Below are 20,402 nucleotides of genomic sequence, written 5' to 3' on the forward strand. Positions count from 1 at the left end.
AGAACCAACCGCTCGGGCGCCCGGCTTGTTCCCTACCAGGTCCAGCGGGTGGCGGCGGCGATCTCGTCGGGGGTGGCCTCGGCGAAGCGCTCGGCCTCTCCCCTGCGCACGGTCAGCAGGGCGTCGTGCAGCTCGGGATCCAGCGCTTCGGCGAGCACCTCCGAGGAGGCCAGCGCGTCGGCGGCTTCGGCGGGACCGGCGGGCAGGCGTTCGATCCCGGCCTCGGTGCGGGCGTCCTCGCCGAGCAGCGCGGGATCGCCGGTGATCTCGTCGGGCAGGCTCAGCTCCTCGCGCACCCCGGCGAGCCCGGCGGCGATCACCGCACCCACCACCAGGTACGGGTTGGCGGTGGCGTCGAAGCACTTGATCTCGGCGTTGGCGGCCCAGGAGTGCGTGCCCTCGGTCCCGGTGATCAGCCGCAGCGCGGCCTCGCGCGTCTCGTGGCCCCACGCGTGCCAGATGCCGGCCCAGCGGGACGGCCCCAGCCGCAGGAAGCTCGCCGGGTTGCCCGCCCCGACGGCCACCAGCGCGGGCAGTTCGCGCAGCACCCCGGCGAGGAACGCCTCGCCGGCCGGTTGCAGGCCGTGGCGACCGGATCCGCTCGCGAACAGGTTCCCGCGGCTGTCGTGCACCGACAGGTGCAGGTGGGCGCCGGAGCCGGCGCCGTCCGGAACCAGGCAGGGGGCGAAGCTGGCCCGCCAGCCGTGCCGGCGGGTGACCGCGCGGACGGTGTGCCGGGTGAGCACGGCGTCGTCGGCCGCGCCGACGGGGTCTTTGGCGGCCACCGACAGCTCGGCCTGCCCCAGCGCGTACTCGGGGTGGAACTGCAGCACGTCCAGGCCCTGCTCGCGCATCGTGCGCACCAGCGTCAGGCCGTAGTCGGCCAGCGCCTCCAACCGGACCTGGCCGTAACCGGACCCGCTGATCGCGGGCACGAACTCGTCGAGCCCGGGTTCGGCCAGGACCCACTCGTGCTCGAAGGCCGCGGAGATCGTCAGTCCCGCCGAGGCCGCCGCGGCGACCTGCCGCGCGGCGAAGGCGCGCTGGCAGGCGACGAAGCGCGGCCCGTCCTGGGTGAACTTGTTGGCGGGCGCCCACGCCCAGCCGGGCATGGCCACCAGCCGGGTCAGCCGCGCGATGTCGGGGACCAGCCGCAGGTCGCCGTCGGGGCCGCCCAGGTGGGTGCCGCGCAACATCACGTCGTCGAAGGTGAAGGTCTCGAAGCACGGCGAGGCGCCGAGCCCGTAGCGGGCGAGTTCGGGCAGCCGGTCCAGCGGGGCGGTCTTGACCCGCACGATGCCCGCGTTGTCCACGAAGGACAGTTCGACCAGTTCCACGCCCTCGGCCCGCAGCCGCGCCGAGGCGGGCACCAGCTCGGCAGGCTCCGCCGCCGGGATCCGATCGCCGCTCATCCACCCACGGTAGTCGGGCGGCTACCCCTCGCGCAGCGAATCGGAGGCGCGGGAAGCCCGGAACTCCCGCCGCGGATCGCGACGGGAGTTCCGGGTTCCTCGTCAGTTGCTCTGCTGGGCCAGCAGCTGTTCGAACGGGACCGGCTCCTCGAACGGGTCCGGTGCCCGCACCGCCGGGCGCTGGTCGATGAGCGCGGCCAGCTCGCCCGCCGCGCGCTCGACGCGGTCGGCCAGCGTGCTGTCGCCCCCGGTCGCCCAGTCCTCCGAGGCCGCGTAGACGGAGGTCGGAGCGACCACGGCGTGCAGGTAGGCGAACATCGGCCGCATCGCGTGCTCCAGCGCCAGCGAGTGCCGGGCCGAGCCGCCGGTGGCGCCGATGACCACCGGCTTGCCCGCCAGCGCGTCCTTGTCGAGCACGTCGAAGAACGACTTGAACAGCCCGCTGTAGGACGCCTGGAAGATCGGGGTGATGGCGATCAGCCCGTCGGCCTTGCGCACCGCCTCCAGCACCTCCTCCAGCTCCGGGCTGGGGAAGCCGGTGACGAAGTTGTTGGCGATGTCCTTGGCGTGATCCCGCAGCTCCACGACCCGGACGTGGACCGGGCTCAGCCGCGCGGTGGCCGCGGCCAGGCGGTCGGCGAGCATCCGCGTCGAGGACGGGTTGCTCAGCCCGGCCGAGATCACGACGATCTCGCGCTCGCTCATCGTGCGACCTCCTGCTTCTGCTCTTCCTGCTGCTGTTGGGCGGCGAGCAGGGACTGGTGGGTGGGGGCGTCCGGGACGTGCGCCGGCTTGAGCTTGGCGAACTCCTCGCGCAGCACCGGCACGACCTCCTCGCCGAGGATGTCGAGCTGCTCCAGGACCGTCTTGAGCGGCAGGCCGGCGTGGTCCATCAGGAACAGCTGGCGCTGGTAGTCGCCGACGGTCTCGCGGAAGCCCAGCGTGCGGTCGATGACCTGCTGCGGGCTGCCGACGGTCAGCGGCGTGGCGGTGCTGAAGTTCTCCAGGGACGGTCCGCCGCCGTAGACCGGGGCGTTGTCGAAGTAGGGCCGGAACTCGCGGACCGCGTCCTGCGAGTTCTTGCGCATGAACACCTGACCGCCGAGACCGACGATGGCCTGATCGGCCTTGCCGTGGCCGTAGTGCTCGAAGCGCTGGCGGTACAGCCGCACCATGCGCGCGGTGTGCTCGGCGGGCCAGAAGATGTTGTTGTGGAAGAACCCGTCGCCGTAGTAGGCGGCCTGCTCGGCGATCTCGGGCGAGCGGATCGAGCCGTGCCAGACGAAGGGCGCGACGCCGTCGAGCGGGCGCGGGGTCGCGGTGAACGACTGCAGCGGAGTGCGGAACTTGCCCTCCCAGTCGACCACGTCCTCACGCCACAACCGGCGCAGCAGCGCGTAGTTCTCGATCGCCAGCGGGATGCCCTGGCGGATGTCCTGACCGAACCACGGGTAGACCGGGCCGGTGTTGCCGCGGCCCATCATCACGTCGACGCGACCGCCCGCCAGGTGCTGCAGCATCGCGAAGTCCTCGGCGATCTTCACCGGGTCGTTCGTGGTGATCAGCGTGGTGGAGGTGGACAGGATGAGGTCCTTGGTCTGCGCCGCGATGTAGCCGAGCATCGTCGTGGGCGAGGAGGCCACGAACGGCGGGTTGTGGTGCTCGCCGGTGGCGAAGACGTCGAGTCCGACCTCTTCGGCCTTGAGCGCGATCCGGACCATCGCCTGAATGCGCTCGGCCTCGGTCGGGGTCCGGCCGTTGGTCGGGTCAGTCGTCACGTCACTGACCGAGAAGATCCCGAACTGCATGTGAACTCCCTAACTGAGCCCGAGCCCGCAGTCATTTTGTACGAGCTTCAACTACTTCCGGGAACGAGTCTTCCTTACGAAGTATTCCGGGGGAACCGCCGCACTCCCCGAAGGTGGCGCAGCTCACAGATCGGTCGCGTTCCGGCCCGACTCACCGGTGGCGTGTGGGCACCCGGGAACGTCCGGCGCCCTGCGTAAGATTCCCGCCGTGGCGTCTCCCGAAACCGCGACCGACCTGTCCACCGAACCCCTGAAGGTCCTGCAGCGGGTCTTCGGCTACGACTCCTTCCGGGGCACGCAGCAGGAGATCATCGACCACGTCGTCGGGGGTGGCGACGCGTTGGTGCTGATGCCCACCGGCGGCGGCAAGTCGCTGTGCTACCAGATCCCGGCGCTGGTCAGATCCGGTGTCGGCATCGTGGTCTCGCCGCTGATCGCCCTGATGCAGGACCAGGTCGACGCGCTCGGCGCGCTCGGCGTGCGCGCGGGATTCCTCAACTCCACGCAGAGCTACCAGCAGCGCCGCGAGACCGAGGACGCGTTCCTCTCCGGTGAGCTCGACCTGCTCTACCTCGCCCCCGAGCGGCTGCGGCTGGACTCCACGCTGGACCTGCTGGCGCGCGGTGAGGTCGGCGTGTTCGCCATCGACGAGGCCCACTGCGTCGCCCAGTGGGGCCACGACTTCCGGCCCGACTACCTCGCGCTGTCGGTGCTGCACGAGCGCTGGCCCGACGTGCCGCGCATCGCGCTGACCGCCACCGCCACCCCGGCCACCCGCGACGAGATCGCGAACCGGCTGCAGCTGACCGAGGCGCGGCACTTCGTCTCCGACTTCGACCGCCCCAACATCCAGTACCGGATCGCGCCCAAGACCGACGCGCGCAGGCAGCTGCTGCAGCTGCTGCAGACCGAGCACCTGGGCGAGTCCGGCATCGTCTACCGGCTCTCCCGCGCCGAGGTCGAGCGCACCGCCGAGTTCCTCACCGCCAACGGCGTCACCGCCCTGCCGTACCACGCCGGGCTGGACAAGGAGATCCGCGCCGCGCACCAGTCCCGGTTCCTGCGCGAGGACGGGCTGGTCATGGTGGCCACCATCGCCTTCGGCATGGGCATCGACAAGCCCGACGTGCGGTTCGTCGCGCACCTGGACCTGCCGAAGTCGATCGAGGGCTACTACCAGGAGACCGGCCGCGCGGGCCGAGACGGACTGCCCTCCACCGCGTGGATGGCCTACGGGCTCCAGGACGTGGTGCAGCAGCGCAAGCTCATCGACAACTCCGAGGGCGACGAGGCGCACCGCCGCACCCAGAGCAGGCACCTGGACTCGATGCTCGCGCTGTGCGAGACCGTGCAGTGCCGGCGCGCCCGGCTGCTCGACTACTTCGGCCAGCCCGACGCCGAGCCGTGCGGCAACTGCGACACGTGCCTGAGCCCGCCGGAGTCCTGGGACGGCACGGTCGCCGCGCAGAAGCTGCTGTCGACCGTGGTGCGCCTGCAGCGCGAGCGCAACCAGAAGTTCGGCGCCGGGCAGATCATCGACATCCTGCGCGGCAAGAAGACCCAGAAGGTCGAGCAGTTCCGGCACGACGAGCTCAGCGTGTTCGGCGTCGGCTCCGACCTCAGCGACAACGAGTGGCGCGGCGTGATCCGGCAGCTGCTGGCCCAGAGCCTGCTGGCCGTGGAGGGCGACTACGGCACGCTGGTGCTCACCGACACCAGCTCCGAGGTGCTGCGCCGGGAGGACCCGCGGCAGGTGTGGCTGCGCACCGAGCCGAAGAAGACCCCGGCCGCCAAGGCCAAGGCGCGCGATTCCAAGCGCGCCCCGGTGGACATGCCGCCCGAGGTCGAGCCGGTGTTCCAGAAGTTGCGGGCGTGGCGCATGGAGGTGGCCCGCGAGGAGGGCAAGGCGCCGTTCATCATCTTCCACGACTCGACGCTCAAGCAGATCGCCACCGTGCAACCGTCCACGTTGGACGATCTCGCGACGATCAGCGGCATCGGCGAGGGCAAGCTCAACCGCTACGGTCAGGGTGTGCTGGAGGCTCTCGCGGCGCCCGATCCGGAGGAATGAGTCGGGGTGACCGGGCGTTTACACTCCGCCGGGAGCGAGTGGGCCGGACAGGTGGCGTCGAGGAGAGCGAGTCGATGAGCGAATGGTCGACCCCGCTGCGGGGTGTGAACACCACGGTCGCGCACAACGCGCGGGTGTGGAACTACTGGCTGGGCGGCAAGGACCACTACGAGGTCGACCGCCAGGTCGGTGAGCACATCCACAGCATGTTCCCGCTGATCGCCGACGTCGCCCGCGCCGACCGGGGTTTCCTCAAGCGCGCGGTCGCGCACCTGGCGGGCGAGGTCGGCATCCGCCAGTACCTCGACATCGGCACCGGCCTGCCCAGCGCCGACAACACCCACCAGGTGGCGCAGCAGATCGCCCCGGAATCGCACGTGGTCTACGTCGACAACGACCCGCTGGTGCTCACCCACGCCCGCGCCCTGCTGACCAGCTCGGCGAAAGGCCGCACCGACTACGTCGAAGCCGACGCGCGGCACACCGAGGAGATCCTGCAGGCGGCCTCGCGCACGCTGAACTTCCAGCAGCCGATGGCGGTGATGCTGCTCGGCATCCTCAACTTCATCCAGGACACCGGTCAGGCCCGCGACATCGTCCGCCGGTTGATCGGGGCGATCCCGTCCGGCAGCTACGTGGTGATCAGCCACCCGACGACCGAGCTCGACGGGGAGGCCAACCGGGAGGCGATGGCGTTCTGGAACAAGAACGCCACTCCCCCGATCACCGCCCGCGGCCACGACGACATCGCCGGGTTCGTCGAGGGCCTGGAGCTCGTCGAGCCGGGCATCGTCTCGTGCGCCCGCTGGCACAACCCGGACCCGTCGGAGCCGAGCGTCCCGCAGTACGGGCTCATCGCCCGCAAGCCCTGATCGCCCGCAAGCCCCGACGGTCACCGCTCGCTGTCGAGCTCGGCCATGTGCGCGCTCGGGTAGCGGTCGCCGCGGACCGCGTCGCGCGGGATGAGCTCGCCGAGGCGGGCGAGGTCGTCGGCGTCGAGCCGCACGGCGTTGCTCGCGATCATCGAATCGATCTGGCCCGGGCGGCGCGCGCCGATGACGGGCAGCACGTCCTCGCCCTGCGCGGCGACCCAGGCGATGGCCAGCTGCGCGACGGTCGCGTCCTTCTCGGCCGCGATCTCGCGCACCCGCGCCACCAGCGCCTCGTTGTGCTCGCGGTTGCCGTCCTGGAAGCGCGGCATGGCGCGCAGTCCGCCGTCGACCGCGCCGCTGCCGCCGATGAGCCCGCGGGAGAGCACGCCGTAGGCGGTGATGCCGATGCCGAGCTCGCGGCAGGTCGGCAGGATCTCGTCCTCGATCCCGCGGGTCAGCAGCGAGTACTCGATCTGCAGATCGCTGATCGGGGCGACCGCTGCGGCGCGGCGGATGGTCTCGGCGCCGACCTCGCTGAGCCCGATGTGGCGGACGTGGCCTTTGTCGACCATCTCGGCGATCGCCCCGATGGTGTCCTCGATGGGCACTTTCGGGTCGAGCCTGGCCGGGCGGTAGACGTCGAGGTGGTCGACGCCGAGTCGGTTGAGCGAGTAGGTCAGGAAGTTCTGCACCGCCTCGGGCCGCGCGTCGTAGCCGACCGGGGCGCCGTCGGGTCCCCGCAGGGCGCCGAACTTCACCGAGAGCACGACCTCGTCGCGGTCGCGGTCGGCCAGTGCGCGGCCGATGAGCATCTCGTTGTGCCCGTGACCGTAGAAGTCGCCGGTGTCGAGCAGCGTGCCGCCCGCGTCGAGGTAGGAGTGGATGACCCGGACGCTCTCGGCGTCGTCGGTGCGCCCGTAGGCGCCGGACAGGCCCATGCAGCCGAGACCGGGCGAGGTGACGGTGGGGCCGGTGGCGCCGAGGCGGCGGGTGCGGAGCTGGGTTCGAGCTGTCATGCCACCACTGTCGTCCGGCTCCGGGGGCGCCGCCCAGGCCCGGTTCATCCGGGGACGGGCTCTCCCTGGCTGAGGGGCGTCGCCGGGTCGATGATGGGAGGCGTGATCGACCGACCGGGGCTCGCCGACTTCCTGCGCCGACGCCGCGCGCTGCTGCGCCCGGCCGACGTCGGCCTGCCCGAGGGCGTCCGCCGCCGCACACCGGGTCTGCGCCGCGACGAGGTCGCCCAGCTCGCCGGGATCTCCACCGACTACTACGCGCGACTGGAGCAGCAGCGCGGCTCGCACCCGTCCGAGCCGGTCGTGGCGGGGCTGGCCCGCGCGCTGCGCTCCACCCTCGACGAGCGGGACCACCTGTTCCACCTCGCCGGCCTCACCCCGCCACCGCGCCGCGCGAGCGGGCACGTCCGGCCGGGCCTGATCAGCCTCGCCGACCGGCTCACCGACGTACCGGTCTGCCTCTGCACCGATCTCAACGAGATCGTCTGGCAGAACGCGCTGGCGGTGGCGCTCATGGGCGATCAGCGGCGGCCGGGCGAGAAGCACCGCAGCGTCGTCTGGCGCTGGTTCACCGATCCCGAGGTCCGACGCGGGATGCCCGAGGAGGACTGGGCGCACCACTCCGCGGCCCACGTCAGCGACCTGCGCGCCACCTACGCGCGCCGCGCGGGCGAACCCGACATCACCGGCCTGGTCGAGGACCTGCTGGCCCGCAGCGCCGAGTTCCGCGACCTCTGGGAGCGCCACGAGGTCGCCGTCCGCCACAAGGACCGCAAGCGCTTCCTGCACCCCGAGGTCGGCGAGGTCGACGTCAGCTGCGAAACCCTCCTCACCCCCGACGCCGACCTCAAGCTCCTCGCCTACTTCCCCACCGAGGGCACGGACGCCAAGGACAAGCTCGACCTCCTCCGGGTCATCGGCACCCAGGACCTCCACCCCAGCCCCTGACCCCGCGCGGAAACCGCAACATCCGTCGCCGGGACCCGGTGCCGCCGAACACGGCATCGAGCGGAAATCGCGCTCTGACCTGGTGTTTTCGCAATCAGTGGCGGACGTCACGACAGATCGCGGACCGGGACGTTTTCCCTGGTCGCACATGAACACCATCGGTCACCCTCCGCGACCGATCATGGTTATCAGCCCTGCGCATCCCCTGTTCGCGTGAACGGTCCTTGAAGGCACGACTACCCGTGGTTACCTTCAGTTAGGCGAGTTACGGAACGGTCACGGCAGCCAGTCGCCCCCGACGCAATCGACACCCCCGGTCGGTTGCGACCGCTCCCGCACTCGCGCCTCCCGGTAGCCGTTGCAACCCCGAAAGGAAGCCGTGTTCCGCCAGCGTCTCCTGAAGCTGCTGCCGGAGTCCACCCGCGAGGACCCCAGCCGCCTGACCCACGGCCTGGCCGCGACCGCGGTCCTGGTCATGGCCGCGATAGCCCCGACCGCCCAGGCGCTCGCAGCCCCCAACCCCGAAGCACCGACGCCCGCCGTCGCCCCCGCGGCAGCGTCACCGCTCCTCCCGTCGGAGCAACCCTGAGCCGAGGTGGACCGGACTGTCCCCCGCCGTCCGGTCCACCTCTTTCCAACTCGGCTTTCCCGTTCAGCGCCGCCGCTTGCCGCCGAAGGTGTAGTGCCCCGGCCCCGGCGTGTCGATCGTCGTCTTCCCGTGCGTCATGTTCCGGCTGAAGCGCCCCAGCTTGAACCCCCACGACGTGACGCGCGTGTTGTGGATGTTCAGGTAGATCGGACCCAACCGAATCCGCCGGTGCAGGTGAAATCCCATATCTCGCCCCTCCGCAGAACGTCGCTTCAGCGCACCCGAGCCGAACCCGCGCCCGCCGGGCACAACCCCCACGAAATCACACAACGGACACCACGAGCCACCACGATGATCTTCATCTCCGGGCACCCCTCCAGCACCACGGTCCGCGACCAGGAAGTCGCGATGACCAAGCCCTCGGAGATGGACCGGATCTGCCACCCCACCTGCCACGACTGCCACAACCCTCATGGCTGAGCAGCTGCAGGGCTTCGGGAGTCCGGGTGCGGTGGGGAGCTCCGTGGCAGAGGGGCAGTTTTAGCCATAATTGTCCCGGCATTTCGGACATTGATCATGGGTGATTATGGCTAAAACTGTCCCCTGCCCACCGCCCTCGACCCGGTCACCGATCAACGCCGCGGGAGTCTCCCGTCAAGTTCCTCCAGGCCCCCGCAGGATCGAAGTGCGGAGGTGCGTCGGGTTACAGTACTCCTCCCTACTGATGGGTAGGCCGGTTCGTCCGGGTCGGGTGGGAGTTCTGGTGGCGGCGTTTTTCGAGGTCTTCTGATGAGTCGTTGGTTGGGCCGGTTGACGCGGGCGTGGTGGCAGTGGGCGCGCAACGGTGCCGCGATCACCGCGCGGACAGCGGAGGGGCGTCGTTTCGGGGCGCTGGGGGCGCGCACCCACCTGGCGTTCCCGCAGGGGGCGCTGACCGGGATCGAGCGCATCCGCATCGGAGCCGGCTGCATCATCAACGAGCACACCGTGCTCTCCGCCGGACTGCCCGGGGCGGCGCTCGGCGAAGGCGAGCCGATGATCGTCATGGGTGATCGCTGCGTCCTGGGGCGCAACTCCGAGATCCTGGCGATGTCCTCGGTCGTGCTCGGCGACGACGTGTGGACTTCCAGCCGCGTGACGATCGTCGACCACCACCACCGCCACGACCTCACCGACGTGCCCGTCGCCGTGCAGTGGCCGCTGCCGGTCCGGCCGGTGGTGATCGGGTCCGGGACCGTGATCAGCACCGGATCGGTGATCCTCGCCGGGGCTCAGATCGGCGAGAACTCCATCGTCGCCTCCGGGGCGCAGGTGACCGCCGGGGTCTACCCGCCCAACAGCGTGCTCGCGGGCGTGCCCGCGCGCGTCATCCGGACGCACACCTCGGTCGAGGCCGACGCGGTCTAGGTCAGGAGCTCCAGCGCGAGGACCTGGACCTCGCCGACCGCGAAACCGAGCAGCGCGCCGGTCGCGATGAGCATCCACTCCTCCTCGCGGAACGCCGGGCGGAGCAGCTCCTCGAACTCCTCGGCGTCGAGCTCCTGCATCTTGCTGACCAGCGTGTTGCGGATGTCCATCGCGTCGGCCGCGTAGTCCTCGATGTAGCTCATCGTCTCGGGCAGCCTGCCCATCACCATCTCGGCGATGCGGCCCTTGAGGTCCTGGTAGCGGCGCCCGCCGACGGCGAAGACCACCAGCGGCTTGGCGATGCTGGTGCGCCGGTTGAGCTCCTCGTCGACCTTGCGGGTCACCAGCGCCAGCACCTTGTCCGACAGCGGACCGCGCAGCACCGCCTCGATGACGTTGCGCGGCGTGACGATCTCCTTGGCGATGAGCTCGCCGTAGGCCTCGGAGACCTCCTTGCGGCGCTTGAGGAACAAGCCCTGCCACTCGAAGAGGCCCAGGTAGGTGGTCGGCTGCTGCGGCCGGAAGATCATCTTCAGCGCGAGCCAGTCGGTGAACCACCCCGTGAACAGACCGAACATCGGCATCAGGATCGGCGCCTTGAACAGCACCCACGCCGACATCTGCACCAGGCCGATGACGAAGCCGAACACCGCGCCGGAGCGCCGGATGAACTGGAACTCCTTGTCGCCGGCCTCCAGGAAGATCCGGTTGAGCAGCTCCTTGTCGCGCACCAGCGCGTTGACGACCATGTCCTTGAGATCGAAGACGTTGTCCACATCGGACTTGATCTCGTCCATGATCTCCGCGAGCATCCGCGGCGCGTCGTTCTGGACGCGCTGGATCATGGCCCGCCGCACGGCCTTCGGCATCGCCTCCCACATGCCCGGCTGGTAGGTGGAGGCGACCTCGTTGACGATCTCCTCGATCGTCTGCCGCAGCGGCTCCTCGACCTCGGCGACGATGCGGTCGGGATCGAGCCGCGCCACGACGTCCTGCGGGCGCAGCAGCTGCTCGGTGAGCGTGTCGCAGGCGATGCCCGCCATCTTCGCGGCGTGCTTGGGGACGATGCCCTGCCAGCCCAGGAACGGCCGCTTCCCCCGGAATTCAACCGGGTAGAACATCATCTTGATCGCCAGGATCTTGGTGACGTAACCGATCAAGGCGGCCACCAGCGGGATGGAGAGGTAGAGCATCCAGTGCTCGTGGAAATCCTGGAGGATCGCTCCCATCTCACGCCCTTCCCCGAAAAAGCCCCGGCCCCACCTGCTCCCGACGAACCTGTGCTCGACGACACAGCGGGATTGACCTTACCCCGCGCGATTACGCTTTCGACGCCTCGTCGGCGCCGGATATCGGGGTGGGATCGCAGCGGCGCCAGAACCGCGTGCCGAGTTCGGACATCCGGACGCTGCGGCGCACGACCTTGGTGGACTTCCCCGAGCGCAGCGCCTCCCGGATCCGCGACTCGGTCTGCAGGATCTCGTACTGGTCGTCCATCGCGTCCAGCTCGGCGCCGATCTCGACGAGCCCCAGCGCGTGCAGGCGGGTCAGGTAGTGCGGAACCTCGTCGGGCAGCGCCACCCCCACCGCACGGCCGACGGTGGAGCCGTTGCGCAGCACGAACCGGCTCGCCCCGCCGATGCCGGAGCGCTCGGTCACGTGCACCACCGGGTATGCCGCGCCGTCGCCGAGACCGGCGAGGACGCGGGCCTCGTCGGGCGTGATCATCCGCAGGATCCCGGCGTAGAGGTACTCGCGGGCCTCGGCCTTGCTCGACGTGGCCGACCGGAAGAGCAGCTCGGACATGGCCTCGCGCAGCCCGTCCTGAACCGGTTCGACCTCGCCGTCCTCGTCGTCCTCGGGGTCGGCGCCCTCCGCACCGGCCACCGGGTCGTCGACGGACTCGATCCAGACCCGCACGCCGGTCGACACGGCCTTCTCGATGGCCTGCACCTGGCGTTCCACCTCGACGCCGCCGGGCAGCTCCCGCATCAGGCCCATGCCGGTGCGCGCGACGTCGCGACCGACGCGGCCGGCCAACCCCAGCAGACCGCCCAGCACCTTCGAACCCGCCGATCGCTGCTCGCCGCGGTCCTCCTCGGCGCCGAACTCCTCGTCGGCGCCGAACTCCGCATCGGCGCCGAACTCCTCGTCGGCTCTGCGGCTGAGCTCGATCTCCCCTGTCACGCGGCCCCCTACGTCTTACCCCGAATCGCGATCCGCTTGCTCCGGATGGATCAGCGATGGGGGCGAGTATGGCCTGCGCGACCCGACGCGGACCAGACCGGGGGTGTCACAGTTCTATTCGGATACGGCCTTGGCACGCAGCACGTTCTTCTGCAGCTTGCCGGTGGAGGTCTTCGGCAGCTCCCCGAAGACGATCTTCTTCGGCGCCTTGAACGCGGCGATGCGGGAGCGGACGAACTCGATCAGCTCGGCCTCCCCCGCCGCGGCGCCCTCGCGGAGGCTGACGAAGGCGACCGGGACCTCTCCCCACTTGTCGTGCGGCGCGGCGACGACCGCGGCCTCCACGACGTCGGGGTGGGCGGTGAGGGCGTTCTCGACCTCGATGGAGGTGATGTTCTCACCGCCGGAGATGATCACGTCCTTGAGCCGGTCGCGCAGCTCCACGTACCCGTCGGGGTGACGAACGCCCAGGTCACCGCTGCGGAACCAGCCGTCGAGGGTGGCGTTGTCGGTGGCTTCGGGGTCGCGGTAGTAGCCGAGCATGACGTCGTTGCCGCGCAGCAGGATCTCGCCGGGCGTCTGCCCGTCGGCGGGCACCTCGCGGCCCTCGGGGTCGGTGACGCGCACCGGTTCGGCGATGACGTTGGCGATGCCCTGCCGCGCGATCAGCCGCGCCCGGCGCTCCGGATCGGCGTCGTCCCACTCGGGCTGCCACTCGCAGACCACGGCGGGCCCGAAGGTCTCGGTGAGGCCGTAGAGGTGGCGGATGTCGAAGCCGAGCTCCCCCATCCGCGCCAGCAGCGATGGCCACGGCGGTGCCCCACCGGCGAAAACCCGCAGCACGTGGTCGAGGTGGTGGGCCTCGGGGTGCTCGGCGAGCATCGCCAGCACGGTCGGGGCGGCGCAGAAGTGCGTGATGCCCTCGCGCCCGATCGCCGCCCAGATCGCACCCGGGTCGACCTTGCGCAGGCAGTGGTGCACCCCGCCGGCCGCGGTCACCGCCCACGGGAAGCACCAACCGTTTCTCTACTGTCTTGAACTACCTTGGCTTCATGAGCAGCGATCCGACCCCGTTGAGGGCGCGCGAGTACCTGCGGGTGTCATACGACCGGTCAGGCAGGGCGCGCTCGAACACCGAGCAGCACACCGACAACGCCGCCGACGCCGCACGTCAAGGCTGGGTCTTGGGCCGCCGTTACGAGGACACATCCATCTCGGCCTCGCGGTACTCCAAGAAGGCGCGCGAGGGCTACGACGAGCTCATCGCGGATCTGCAAGGGAAGCGATTCGACGCCGACGTGCTGATCATCTGGGAGTCGTCCCGTGGATCTCGACGGGTCGGTGAATGGGTCTTGCTCTGCGACCTGCTTGAGGAGCAGGGTGTCCTCGTCCGCGTCACCACCCACGGCCGGACCTACGACCCCAGCAATCCCCGTGACCGCAGATCGCTGCTCGAAGACGCGGTCGATAGCGAGTACGAAAGCGGCAAGATGTCAGGCCGGATTGCCCGCTCCGCGAAGGCGGCAGCCTACGAGGGCAAACCACCCTCCCGATCGGCGTTCGGGCATCCGCGACGCCACTGGGTAGAGACCCCGCTCGGCAAGGAACGACACGCGGTCCCCAACGAGCAGATCGAGGCCGAACGGGCCGCCGTGCAGCGCCTCTACGAAGGCCTGTTCGCAGGTCGCACGCTCGGACGAATGGCGCATGAGCTCAACGAAGAAGGATTCCGAACCGCGCGAGGCAACACGTGGACACGAACATCAGTTCGCTCCGTGCTGCGCAACCCGCGCAATGCCGGCGTGCGGTTCTACAAGGGCGAGCGCCTCGACATCGCGACACAGTGGGACCCCATCGTTAGTGAAGAGACCTGGCAAGCCGCGACACAACTGCTTGCCGATCCAGGGCGACGCACCCAGGACGGAACCGCGCGACGCTGGATAGGTGGCAACCTCTTTGTCTGCGGCCAGTGCGGCGCACGCGTGAAATCCGACTACATGCCCAACAGAGTCCGCGGCTACCGATGTAGGCTAACCGGACATAACAGCCGCCGTGCTGACAAGGTCGACGCCTACGTCTTGACCACCGTCGCCGCCCGCCTCCGCCGCGATGACATCATCGAACTCCTCGCTGGCCAGGAGAACAAGCAAAGGGCCGCAGAGCTACGCACCACCGCCGCCGGCCTTCGACAACGCCTCGATGGACTGGGCGTCGACTATGCCCAAGGCCTCCTCACCGCCGGGCAAGTCCAAACTGCGACACAGGCGCTGACCTCCCGACTCAACGCAATCAACGACGAACTCGCCCGGCTCGGTCGCGACGAACTCGCCTACCTATCCGGAACCGACGATCCCGGGCAACGTTTTCTCGATTCCGACCTTGACCTGAAGCGAGGCACCATCGACGCGCTCTGCACCGTCACACTGCTTCCCAACAAGCGAGGCCCCTGGGCAACCATGGAAGAATCAGTTCAGATCGACTGGAAATAGCACCAGCCTCACATCAGTCTGATCGTCCTCTGCCGGGTTCAAGTCCGCCCTCGGACACCAGTGGGTGGGATCCGTCCCACGACACCACAGATGGTTTCAAACGCGAGACGGCGAGGTGCATTGCATCCGCCGTCTCGTCGCGTCTTCTGCCACAGAGTCCTGGCTCGGGGGTGGCAGCCGTGGCTGACCGGACTGTTCCCGCGATCGAGCTGCATCCGCTGTCGGTGGATGAGCGCGCCGAGTTGATCGCCGCGCGCGGCACGGCCCGGCGGGTGCCGCTCACGCAGCTGGCCGCACTGCCGAGTACGACCTCGATGGTTTATCGGATCGCCTCCCTCGACGCCCAAGGCCGCATCGCCGACAGCAGCATCGTCAACGCCCTGGGCTGGCAAGCCGGGCGACGGATGCGCCTGGATGTGCTCTCCAACACCACGGTGACCGTCCAGGCCGACCCCGACGGGGTGTTCACCCTCGCCCGCCGCGCCCACCTCCCGCTGTCGGCGGCGGTGCGCCGCTGGTGCGGCCTGAACCCCGGCGACCGGCTGCTGCTGGCCGCCGCCCCGGATCCCGGCCTTCTTCTGATCCACACCATGCGCGCTCTCGACGCGATGGTCGCCGCCTTCCACACCCCCGGAGCTGACACCCCATGACCCACCACCCCGACGCGCCCGAACTCGACGCCGCTCGCCTGCTGCTGGCCAAGATGGGCGTCACCCCCGAAGACCTCCTCGGTGCAGCCGCACCGAAGCCGCAGGCTCCGACGTTCGCCGATTACATCCCCGAGGTCGCCAAAGCCGTCTCCCCTGGCACCAAGCGCGTGTATGGCACGTACTGGAACAGGATCCTCGAACACTGGGGCGACCGGCACCTCGACGAACCCACCACCCTGGAGATCCAACAACTCGCCGAAGCCGTCCGCTCCCAGGTCGTCGTGCGCCGCAACGCCCGCGGCGGACGGGGTGCGGCCGAGCACCTCATCGCCGCCATCCGCTGCCTCTACAACCACGCCGTCGCCGACAACCTCATCACCGAAGGAGACAACCCCGCCAAGAACGCCACCAAACCCCGCAGGCTCGCCAGCACCCGACGAGGACTCACCGACAACCGACTCAACGAGATCAACCACATCGCCGCCACCACCGGCGACGACCCCGCACTCGACACCCTCATCCTGCGCCTGCACATCGAAACCGCCTGCCGCCGCGGCGGAGCCCTCGTCCTCACCCTCCGCGACCTCGACCCGGACCAATGCCTCATCCGCCTCCACGAAAAAGGCGAAACCGTCCGTTGGCAGCCCGTTTCCCCCACCCTCATGACCCACCTGCGCGAGCATGCTCAGCAGCGCGGCACTACGAAACCCACTGACCAGCTTCTGCGCTACCGCAACGGGACACCCATCACCAGACGCCGCTACGACCACCTCTGGACCCGCATCGGCACCACCTCCCCTGGGTGACCACCCAAGGAGTCAGCACCCACTGGCTCCGCCACACCACCCTCACCTGGGTCGAACGCAACCACGGCTACGCCATCGCCCGCGCCTACGCAGGCCACACCACCACCAACAGCGACACCGGAACCACCGCCGCCTACACCCGCGCCGGCATGACCGAAATCGCCACCGCCCTGGCCACCCTCACCGGCGAACCCCACCCACTCGCTACCAGCCGAACGGGCTGACCAACCACCGCACTCGGAAGGCGCACGCTCGGCCGGCTCGTGGTGAACGGCCCCCTAACACGAGCCAGCAGTGACAACCCCGGTTTAATACTGTTGGTCCATCAACTACCGGGCGAGTTCACCACGCAATCTAAGCGCTCCCGGGAAGATTCCTGTTATTAGCGTAGGAGCTAATTTGGGTCCCGTGGTCGACGCTGGCAGGGGTTTTTCTCAGCCACAGACGCGGCCGTTGATGTGCGATAATCGCTGAGGGCTTGGGTGACAGCACGAAGGAAATACTCAGCAGAACTTTCGACGGCGCGCATTTCGCGATCGGCTGGCTGTTGCTGGTCAAGTCGATACGCATTGGTGAGGTTCGCCGTCAGCATGGCCGCATCAGAGGCAATGCGCGCCAAGGGTTGGCTTTCCGCTTCCTCCGTCATGATGAGCTCGAAGGCGGTATAGATCGAGCGAAGTGCCAGCAAGCGCAGGCCTGTGTCAGCACCATGCACCGTGTGGACCATGTCGTTGTAACCCGCCAGGAAGTCCGCGAGCCCATCGGGCGGGTCGTCGTTGGGATCGGCGAGCACCGGCAACCTCCTCCAGGGTCAACCCCGCGACCCGCGATCGCGGCGTAGCGGGCTTTGGGGGCACCACCTCCTTCTTCAGCAGCTCGGTCGCTCGCCGATACACCGCCAGCTCGGCCTCCAACTCGGCGATCCTCTTCTTCGCGGCGGTCAGCTCGGCCTTCTCCGCGCTGGTCAACCCGGACTCCAGGCCCCGGTCGTTCCGATCCTGTCGCCGCCAGGCGTAGAACGTCTGATCGCTGATCCCCAGATCATGCGCCACGTCGGCGACCTTGCGGCCAGCGTCGATCACGTCCAGCACCTTCCGCCGGAACTCCGGCGGATACCCACGTCGTCCCATGCCACCCTCAATCCAACAATCGGACTCTGTCAAACCCGGGGCAGACCAGTCGACGAGGCCATTCAGCGGGTGCGGCGCGGCTCTTGTGAAGGGTTCCGGGTGAGCAGTTGGTAGGGCAGGCATTGGGGGCTGCCGTTCCGGGGGTCGTGGACGATGTCGGCCTCGACGCCGAAGACGTCGCGGAGCATGTCCTGGGTCATGACTTCGTGCGGTGTTCCGGCGGCGTAGATCGCGCCCTCGCAGAGGGCGATCATGTGGTGCGAGTAGCGGGCGGCGTTGTTGAGGTCGTGCAGCACCATGACGGCGGTCTGGCCCTCGTCGCGGTTCAGGTCGGCGAGCAGTTCGAGCACCTCGAGCTGGTGGGCCATGTCCAGGAACGTGGTGGGCTCGTCCAGCAGCAGCGCGTCGGTCTGCTGCGCGAGGGCCATGGCGATCCAGGCGCGCTGGCGCTGGCCGCCGGACAGCGTGTCCAGCGCCCGGTCGGCGAACTCGGCCACGCCGGTGATCTCCAGCGCGCGGGCGACTGCCCGCTCGTCGGACCGGGACCACTGCCGCAGGAAGCTCTGGTGCGGGTAGCGGCCCTGCGCGGCCAGTTCGCGGGCGGTGAGCCCCTCCGGGGCCCGCGGGTCCTGCGGCAGCACGCCCAATCTCTTCGCGACCTCGCGCGTCGGGAGATCGGTGATGGCCTGGCCGTCGAGCAGGACGGTGCCCGCGCGGGGTTTCAGCAGGCGAGCCATCGCGCGCAGCAGCGTGGACTTCCCGCAGCCGTTCGGACCGATGATCGAGGTGATCCGGCCTTCCGGTACGGCGACGGAAAGATCGGCGATCACGGTGGCTTCGTCGTAGGCGAGCGTGATCCGCTCCGTCCTGAGCTCGCTCACGGCTCTCGCCTCCCCAACAGGAACACTCGCCCTCCAGACGCTCTGTGAAACCGGAACCTCGAGACCTACTTGTTCCTGCTCCGGTGGAGCAGGTACAGGAAGAACGGTGCGCCGAGAACCGCCGTCACGATTCCGGCGGGAATCTCCACCGGGGCGAAGAGGGTTCTCCCGACGAAGTCCGCGCCGACGACGATCGCCGCTCCGGTCGCCGCCGCCACGGGGATGAGGGCTCCGTAGGACGAGCCGACCAGCTGGCGGGCGATGTGCGGGGCCATCAGCGCGACGAAACCGACCGCTCCCGCTGTGGCCACCGCAGTGCCGGCCAGTCCCACGCTCGCCAGGAGCAGCAGCCCGCGCGTCGTCTCGACGCGCAGCCCCAGCACCCGTGCGACGTCGTCGCCCAGGTTCATCGCGTTGAGCCGACGGGCGAGGAACAACGCCAGCGGGAGTAGGACCACCAACCACGGCGCGAACGACTGGAGCTCGTCCCAGCCGCGACCGTGGACGCTGCCGGCGAGCCAGATCAGGGCGAAGGACACCTGCTGCATCTCGCCGATGGTGATCATGAGCGTGGTGCCGGCGGCGGCGATCGCGTTCAGCCCGATTCCGACGAGCACCAGCCTCACCGGTGAGCTGTTCCCCCGCCACGCCAGCGCGTACAGCAACCCGGCCACGAGGAACGCCCCGCCCAACGCCGCCGGCTGCAGGTAGGCGGTGGCTGCCGCGGGCGCGGCCACGATCAGGCTCACCGCGGCCAACGACGCCCCGGCGTTGACGCCGATGATGTCCGGCGCGGCGAGGTCGTTGCGCGTGAGGCCCTGCAGCATCGCCCCGCTCACCGCCAGCGCGGCTCCCACGGCCACGGCGACCAGCGCGCGGGGCAGCCGGAGGGTGTTGATGACGAACGCTTGACCGCTGTCGTCCGCGAGACCGAGGAGCGTGCGCACGACCTCGAGCGGCGGCACCGGGTAGGCGCCGTACCCGACGTTCGCCACGCCTCCCGCGAACGCGGCCGACGACAGCGCGAGGAAGACGAGTGCCGCGCGCAGGTTCAGCCGCAACGAGACCGGTCCGGCTCGCAGCGCGGCCTCACCGGTGTTCGTCCGGGAGGCGAGGGACCTCAGCCGTGCCATCACTGCGGTGCCCTGCAGCGCGCCAGGTAGATGAAGAACGGGGCGCCCAGGAGAGCGGTCGTCACGCCGACCGGGATTTCCTGGGGCGCCAGGACGATTCGCGACACGATGTCGGCGCCGAGGAGCACGATCCCTCCGATGATCGCGGAATAGGGCAGGATCCAGCGGTAGTCCAGGCCGACGAAGAAGCGCACGGCGTGCGGCACGACGAGCCCGATGAAGCCCACCGGCCCCGCCACGGCGACCGCGCTGCCAGCCAGGAGCACCACCGAGAGCACGGCGAGTGATTTGGTGAGCGCGGTCTTCTGACCCAGCCCGCCGGCCACGTCCTCGCCGAGCATGAGCGCGGTGATCTGACGGCTCAACGCCAGCGCGCTCCCTAGCCCGACGAGGACGTACGGCGATATCTGCTGCAGCAGTGCGAGGTCGCGCCCGAGCACCGAGCCGGCCAGCCAGAACCGGATCGTGTCCATCGTCTGGTCGCTGAAGATCAGCGTGGCCGTGGTGAACGACGACAGGAGCGCCGCCAGCGCCGCCCCGGCGATGGCCAACCGCATCGTGCCCATCTGGCCGCGGCCGGCCGAACCGATCCCGTACACGAGCACGGCCGCGACCGCCGCCCCGACGAAGGCGAACAGCGCGAACGTCGTCGACGAGGTCGCGCCGAACACGAACACCGTGATCACCACGGCGAAGGACGCTCCGGCGTTGATCCCGAGGATCCCGGGATCGGCCAACGGGTTGCGCGTGATCCCCTGCATCAGCGCACCGGCCACGGCCAGGCAGGATCCGACCAGCGCCGCGCTGAGCGCGCGCGGAACCCGGATCGTGCGGACGATGAGGTCATCGCGGGACCCGTTGAAGTCCGCGAAGGCCCGCACCACGTCCGTCACGCCGATTCCGGCCACCCCGAAGTTGAGGCTGATGACGAGGCTTGCGGCCAGAACCGACGCGCAGACCGCCAATCCGAGGAGGAGCGCGTACCGCGATCGCAACACTGAGA

The 20,402-nt window shown here is 69.5% G+C and carries 23 protein-coding genes and 1 pseudogene; 10 read left to right on the forward strand and 14 right to left on the reverse strand.

Annotated features, from left to right (window positions below; genetic code table 11):
- Window positions 1-32: 32 nt before the first annotated feature.
- The 3 genes from REH65_RS04885 to REH65_RS04895 form a co-directional block, all read right to left on the reverse strand.
- Window positions 33-1,412, reverse strand: a complete 1,380-nt coding sequence (locus REH65_RS04885) for a glutamine synthetase (protein ID WP_406691462.1) — start codon at window positions 1,410-1,412, stop codon at window positions 33-35.
- A gap of 102 nt (window positions 1,413-1,514) precedes the next feature.
- A complete protein-coding gene (locus tag REH65_RS04890; RefSeq protein WP_406691463.1) occupies window positions 1,515-2,117 on the reverse strand; it encodes an FMN reductase in 603 nt (200 codons plus the stop codon).
- Window positions 2,114-3,220: an LLM class flavin-dependent oxidoreductase gene (locus REH65_RS04895; RefSeq protein WP_406691464.1), complete on the reverse strand. Its 1,107-nt coding sequence runs from the start codon at window positions 3,218-3,220 to the stop codon at window positions 2,114-2,116. The genes REH65_RS04890 and REH65_RS04895 overlap by 4 nt, the downstream gene beginning before the upstream one ends.
- Window positions 3,221-3,428: 208 nt before the next feature.
- On the opposite strand from REH65_RS04895, the gene recQ reads away from it, so the two are divergent.
- On the forward strand, window positions 3,429-5,291 hold the full coding sequence (recQ, locus tag REH65_RS04900) for a DNA helicase RecQ (RefSeq protein WP_406691465.1): 1,863 nt from the start codon (window positions 3,429-3,431) through the stop codon (window positions 5,289-5,291).
- 74 nt (window positions 5,292-5,365) lie between these two features.
- Window positions 5,366-6,163: an SAM-dependent methyltransferase gene (locus tag REH65_RS04905; protein WP_406691466.1), complete on the forward strand. Its 798-nt coding sequence runs from the start codon at window positions 5,366-5,368 to the stop codon at window positions 6,161-6,163.
- A gap of 20 nt (window positions 6,164-6,183) precedes the next feature.
- Here REH65_RS04905 and REH65_RS04910 read toward each other — a convergent pair whose 3' ends face one another.
- On the reverse strand, window positions 6,184-7,179 hold the full coding sequence (locus REH65_RS04910; RefSeq protein ID WP_406691467.1) for an aldo/keto reductase: 996 nt from the start codon (window positions 7,177-7,179) through the stop codon (window positions 6,184-6,186).
- Window positions 7,180-7,281: 102 nt separating this feature from the next.
- On the opposite strand from REH65_RS04910, the gene REH65_RS04915 reads away from it, so the two are divergent.
- Window positions 7,282-8,127: a helix-turn-helix transcriptional regulator gene (locus REH65_RS04915; protein ID WP_406691468.1), complete on the forward strand. Its 846-nt coding sequence runs from the start codon at window positions 7,282-7,284 to the stop codon at window positions 8,125-8,127.
- Between the two features lie 379 nt (window positions 8,128-8,506).
- Entirely contained in the window at window positions 8,507-8,716 is a 210-nt protein-coding gene (locus REH65_RS04920; RefSeq protein WP_281455516.1) for a hypothetical protein, read from the forward strand.
- Window positions 8,717-8,779: 63 nt separating this feature from the next.
- Here the strand turns inward: REH65_RS04920 and REH65_RS04925 are convergent, their stop codons facing one another.
- Complete coding sequence (locus REH65_RS04925) at window positions 8,780-8,962, reverse strand: DUF4236 domain-containing protein (RefSeq protein ID WP_281455517.1); 183 nt, start codon at window positions 8,960-8,962, stop codon at window positions 8,780-8,782.
- Between the two features lie 105 nt (window positions 8,963-9,067).
- Between REH65_RS04925 and REH65_RS04930 the strand changes: the two genes are divergently transcribed.
- Window positions 9,068-9,196 (forward strand): hypothetical protein, encoded by a 129-nt coding sequence (locus REH65_RS04930; RefSeq protein ID WP_406691469.1) that lies wholly within the window; start codon window positions 9,068-9,070, stop codon window positions 9,194-9,196.
- Window positions 9,197-9,505: 309 nt separating this feature from the next.
- A complete protein-coding gene (locus REH65_RS04935) occupies window positions 9,506-10,123 on the forward strand; it encodes an acyltransferase (protein WP_281455519.1) in 618 nt (205 codons plus the stop codon).
- On the opposite strand, the gene REH65_RS04940 is transcribed toward REH65_RS04935, so the two are convergent.
- The 4 genes and pseudogenes from REH65_RS04940 to REH65_RS04955 form a co-directional block, all read right to left on the reverse strand.
- Entirely contained in the window at window positions 10,120-11,352 is a 1,233-nt protein-coding gene (locus REH65_RS04940; protein ID WP_406691470.1) for a DUF445 domain-containing protein, read from the reverse strand. The genes REH65_RS04935 and REH65_RS04940 overlap by 4 nt on opposite strands.
- 91 nt (window positions 11,353-11,443) lie before the next feature.
- Window positions 11,444-12,310: an Abi-alpha family protein gene (locus REH65_RS04945; protein WP_406691471.1), complete on the reverse strand. Its 867-nt coding sequence runs from the start codon at window positions 12,308-12,310 to the stop codon at window positions 11,444-11,446.
- A gap of 114 nt (window positions 12,311-12,424) precedes the next feature.
- Complete coding sequence (locus REH65_RS04950) at window positions 12,425-12,853, reverse strand: AMP-binding enzyme (RefSeq protein WP_406693086.1); 429 nt, start codon at window positions 12,851-12,853, stop codon at window positions 12,425-12,427.
- Window positions 12,851-13,318, reverse strand: a pseudogene (locus tag REH65_RS04955) (AMP-binding protein); the annotation flags it as partial. The pseudogene REH65_RS04955 and the gene REH65_RS04950, both read right to left, overlap by 3 nt.
- Before the next feature lie 44 nt (window positions 13,319-13,362).
- On the opposite strand from REH65_RS04955, the gene REH65_RS04960 reads away from it, so the two are divergent.
- The 4 genes from REH65_RS04960 (at window position 13,363) to REH65_RS04975 (ending at window position 16,479) form a co-directional block, all read left to right on the forward strand.
- Complete coding sequence (locus tag REH65_RS04960; protein WP_406691472.1) at window positions 13,363-14,799, forward strand: recombinase family protein; 1,437 nt, start codon at window positions 13,363-13,365, stop codon at window positions 14,797-14,799.
- A 179-nt stretch (window positions 14,800-14,978) separates the two neighbouring features.
- On the forward strand, window positions 14,979-15,449 hold the full coding sequence (locus REH65_RS04965) for a hypothetical protein (RefSeq protein WP_093423283.1): 471 nt from the start codon (window positions 14,979-14,981) through the stop codon (window positions 15,447-15,449).
- Window positions 15,446-16,255: a tyrosine-type recombinase/integrase gene (locus REH65_RS04970; protein WP_342742655.1), complete on the forward strand. Its 810-nt coding sequence runs from the start codon at window positions 15,446-15,448 to the stop codon at window positions 16,253-16,255. Before REH65_RS04965 ends, REH65_RS04970 begins: the two co-directional genes overlap by 4 nt.
- Window positions 16,252-16,479 (forward strand): hypothetical protein, encoded by a 228-nt coding sequence (locus tag REH65_RS04975; protein ID WP_342742654.1) that lies wholly within the window; start codon window positions 16,252-16,254, stop codon window positions 16,477-16,479. The genes REH65_RS04970 and REH65_RS04975 overlap by 4 nt, the downstream gene beginning before the upstream one ends.
- A 170-nt stretch (window positions 16,480-16,649) precedes the next feature.
- On the opposite strand, the gene REH65_RS04980 is transcribed toward REH65_RS04975, so the two are convergent.
- From REH65_RS04980 to REH65_RS05000, 5 genes are all read right to left on the reverse strand, one after another.
- A complete protein-coding gene (locus REH65_RS04980) occupies window positions 16,650-17,048 on the reverse strand; it encodes a hypothetical protein (RefSeq protein WP_175548271.1) in 399 nt (132 codons plus the stop codon).
- Entirely contained in the window at window positions 16,957-17,508 is a 552-nt protein-coding gene (locus tag REH65_RS04985) for a transposase (RefSeq protein WP_406691473.1), read from the reverse strand. The genes REH65_RS04980 and REH65_RS04985 overlap by 92 nt, the downstream gene beginning before the upstream one ends.
- Window positions 17,448-18,266 (reverse strand): ABC transporter ATP-binding protein, encoded by an 819-nt coding sequence (locus tag REH65_RS04990; protein WP_406691474.1) that lies wholly within the window; start codon window positions 18,264-18,266, stop codon window positions 17,448-17,450. The genes REH65_RS04985 and REH65_RS04990 overlap by 61 nt, the downstream gene beginning before the upstream one ends.
- A gap of 65 nt (window positions 18,267-18,331) precedes the next feature.
- Window positions 18,332-19,399: an iron chelate uptake ABC transporter family permease subunit gene (locus REH65_RS04995; protein ID WP_093423516.1), complete on the reverse strand. Its 1,068-nt coding sequence runs from the start codon at window positions 19,397-19,399 to the stop codon at window positions 18,332-18,334.
- The gene (locus tag REH65_RS05000; protein ID WP_217649843.1) at window positions 19,399-20,397 is read right to left on the reverse strand and encodes an iron ABC transporter permease; all 999 of its coding nucleotides are present in this window, start codon (window positions 20,395-20,397) and stop codon (window positions 19,399-19,401) included. Before REH65_RS05000 ends, REH65_RS04995 begins: the two co-directional genes overlap by 1 nt.
- Window positions 20,398-20,402: the final 5 nt, after the last annotated feature.

Origin of the sequence: Saccharopolyspora sp. ID03-671, from assembly GCF_045278815.1 — a bacterium.
GTDB lineage: Bacteria > Actinomycetota > Actinomycetes > Mycobacteriales > Pseudonocardiaceae > Saccharopolyspora > Saccharopolyspora ipomoeae.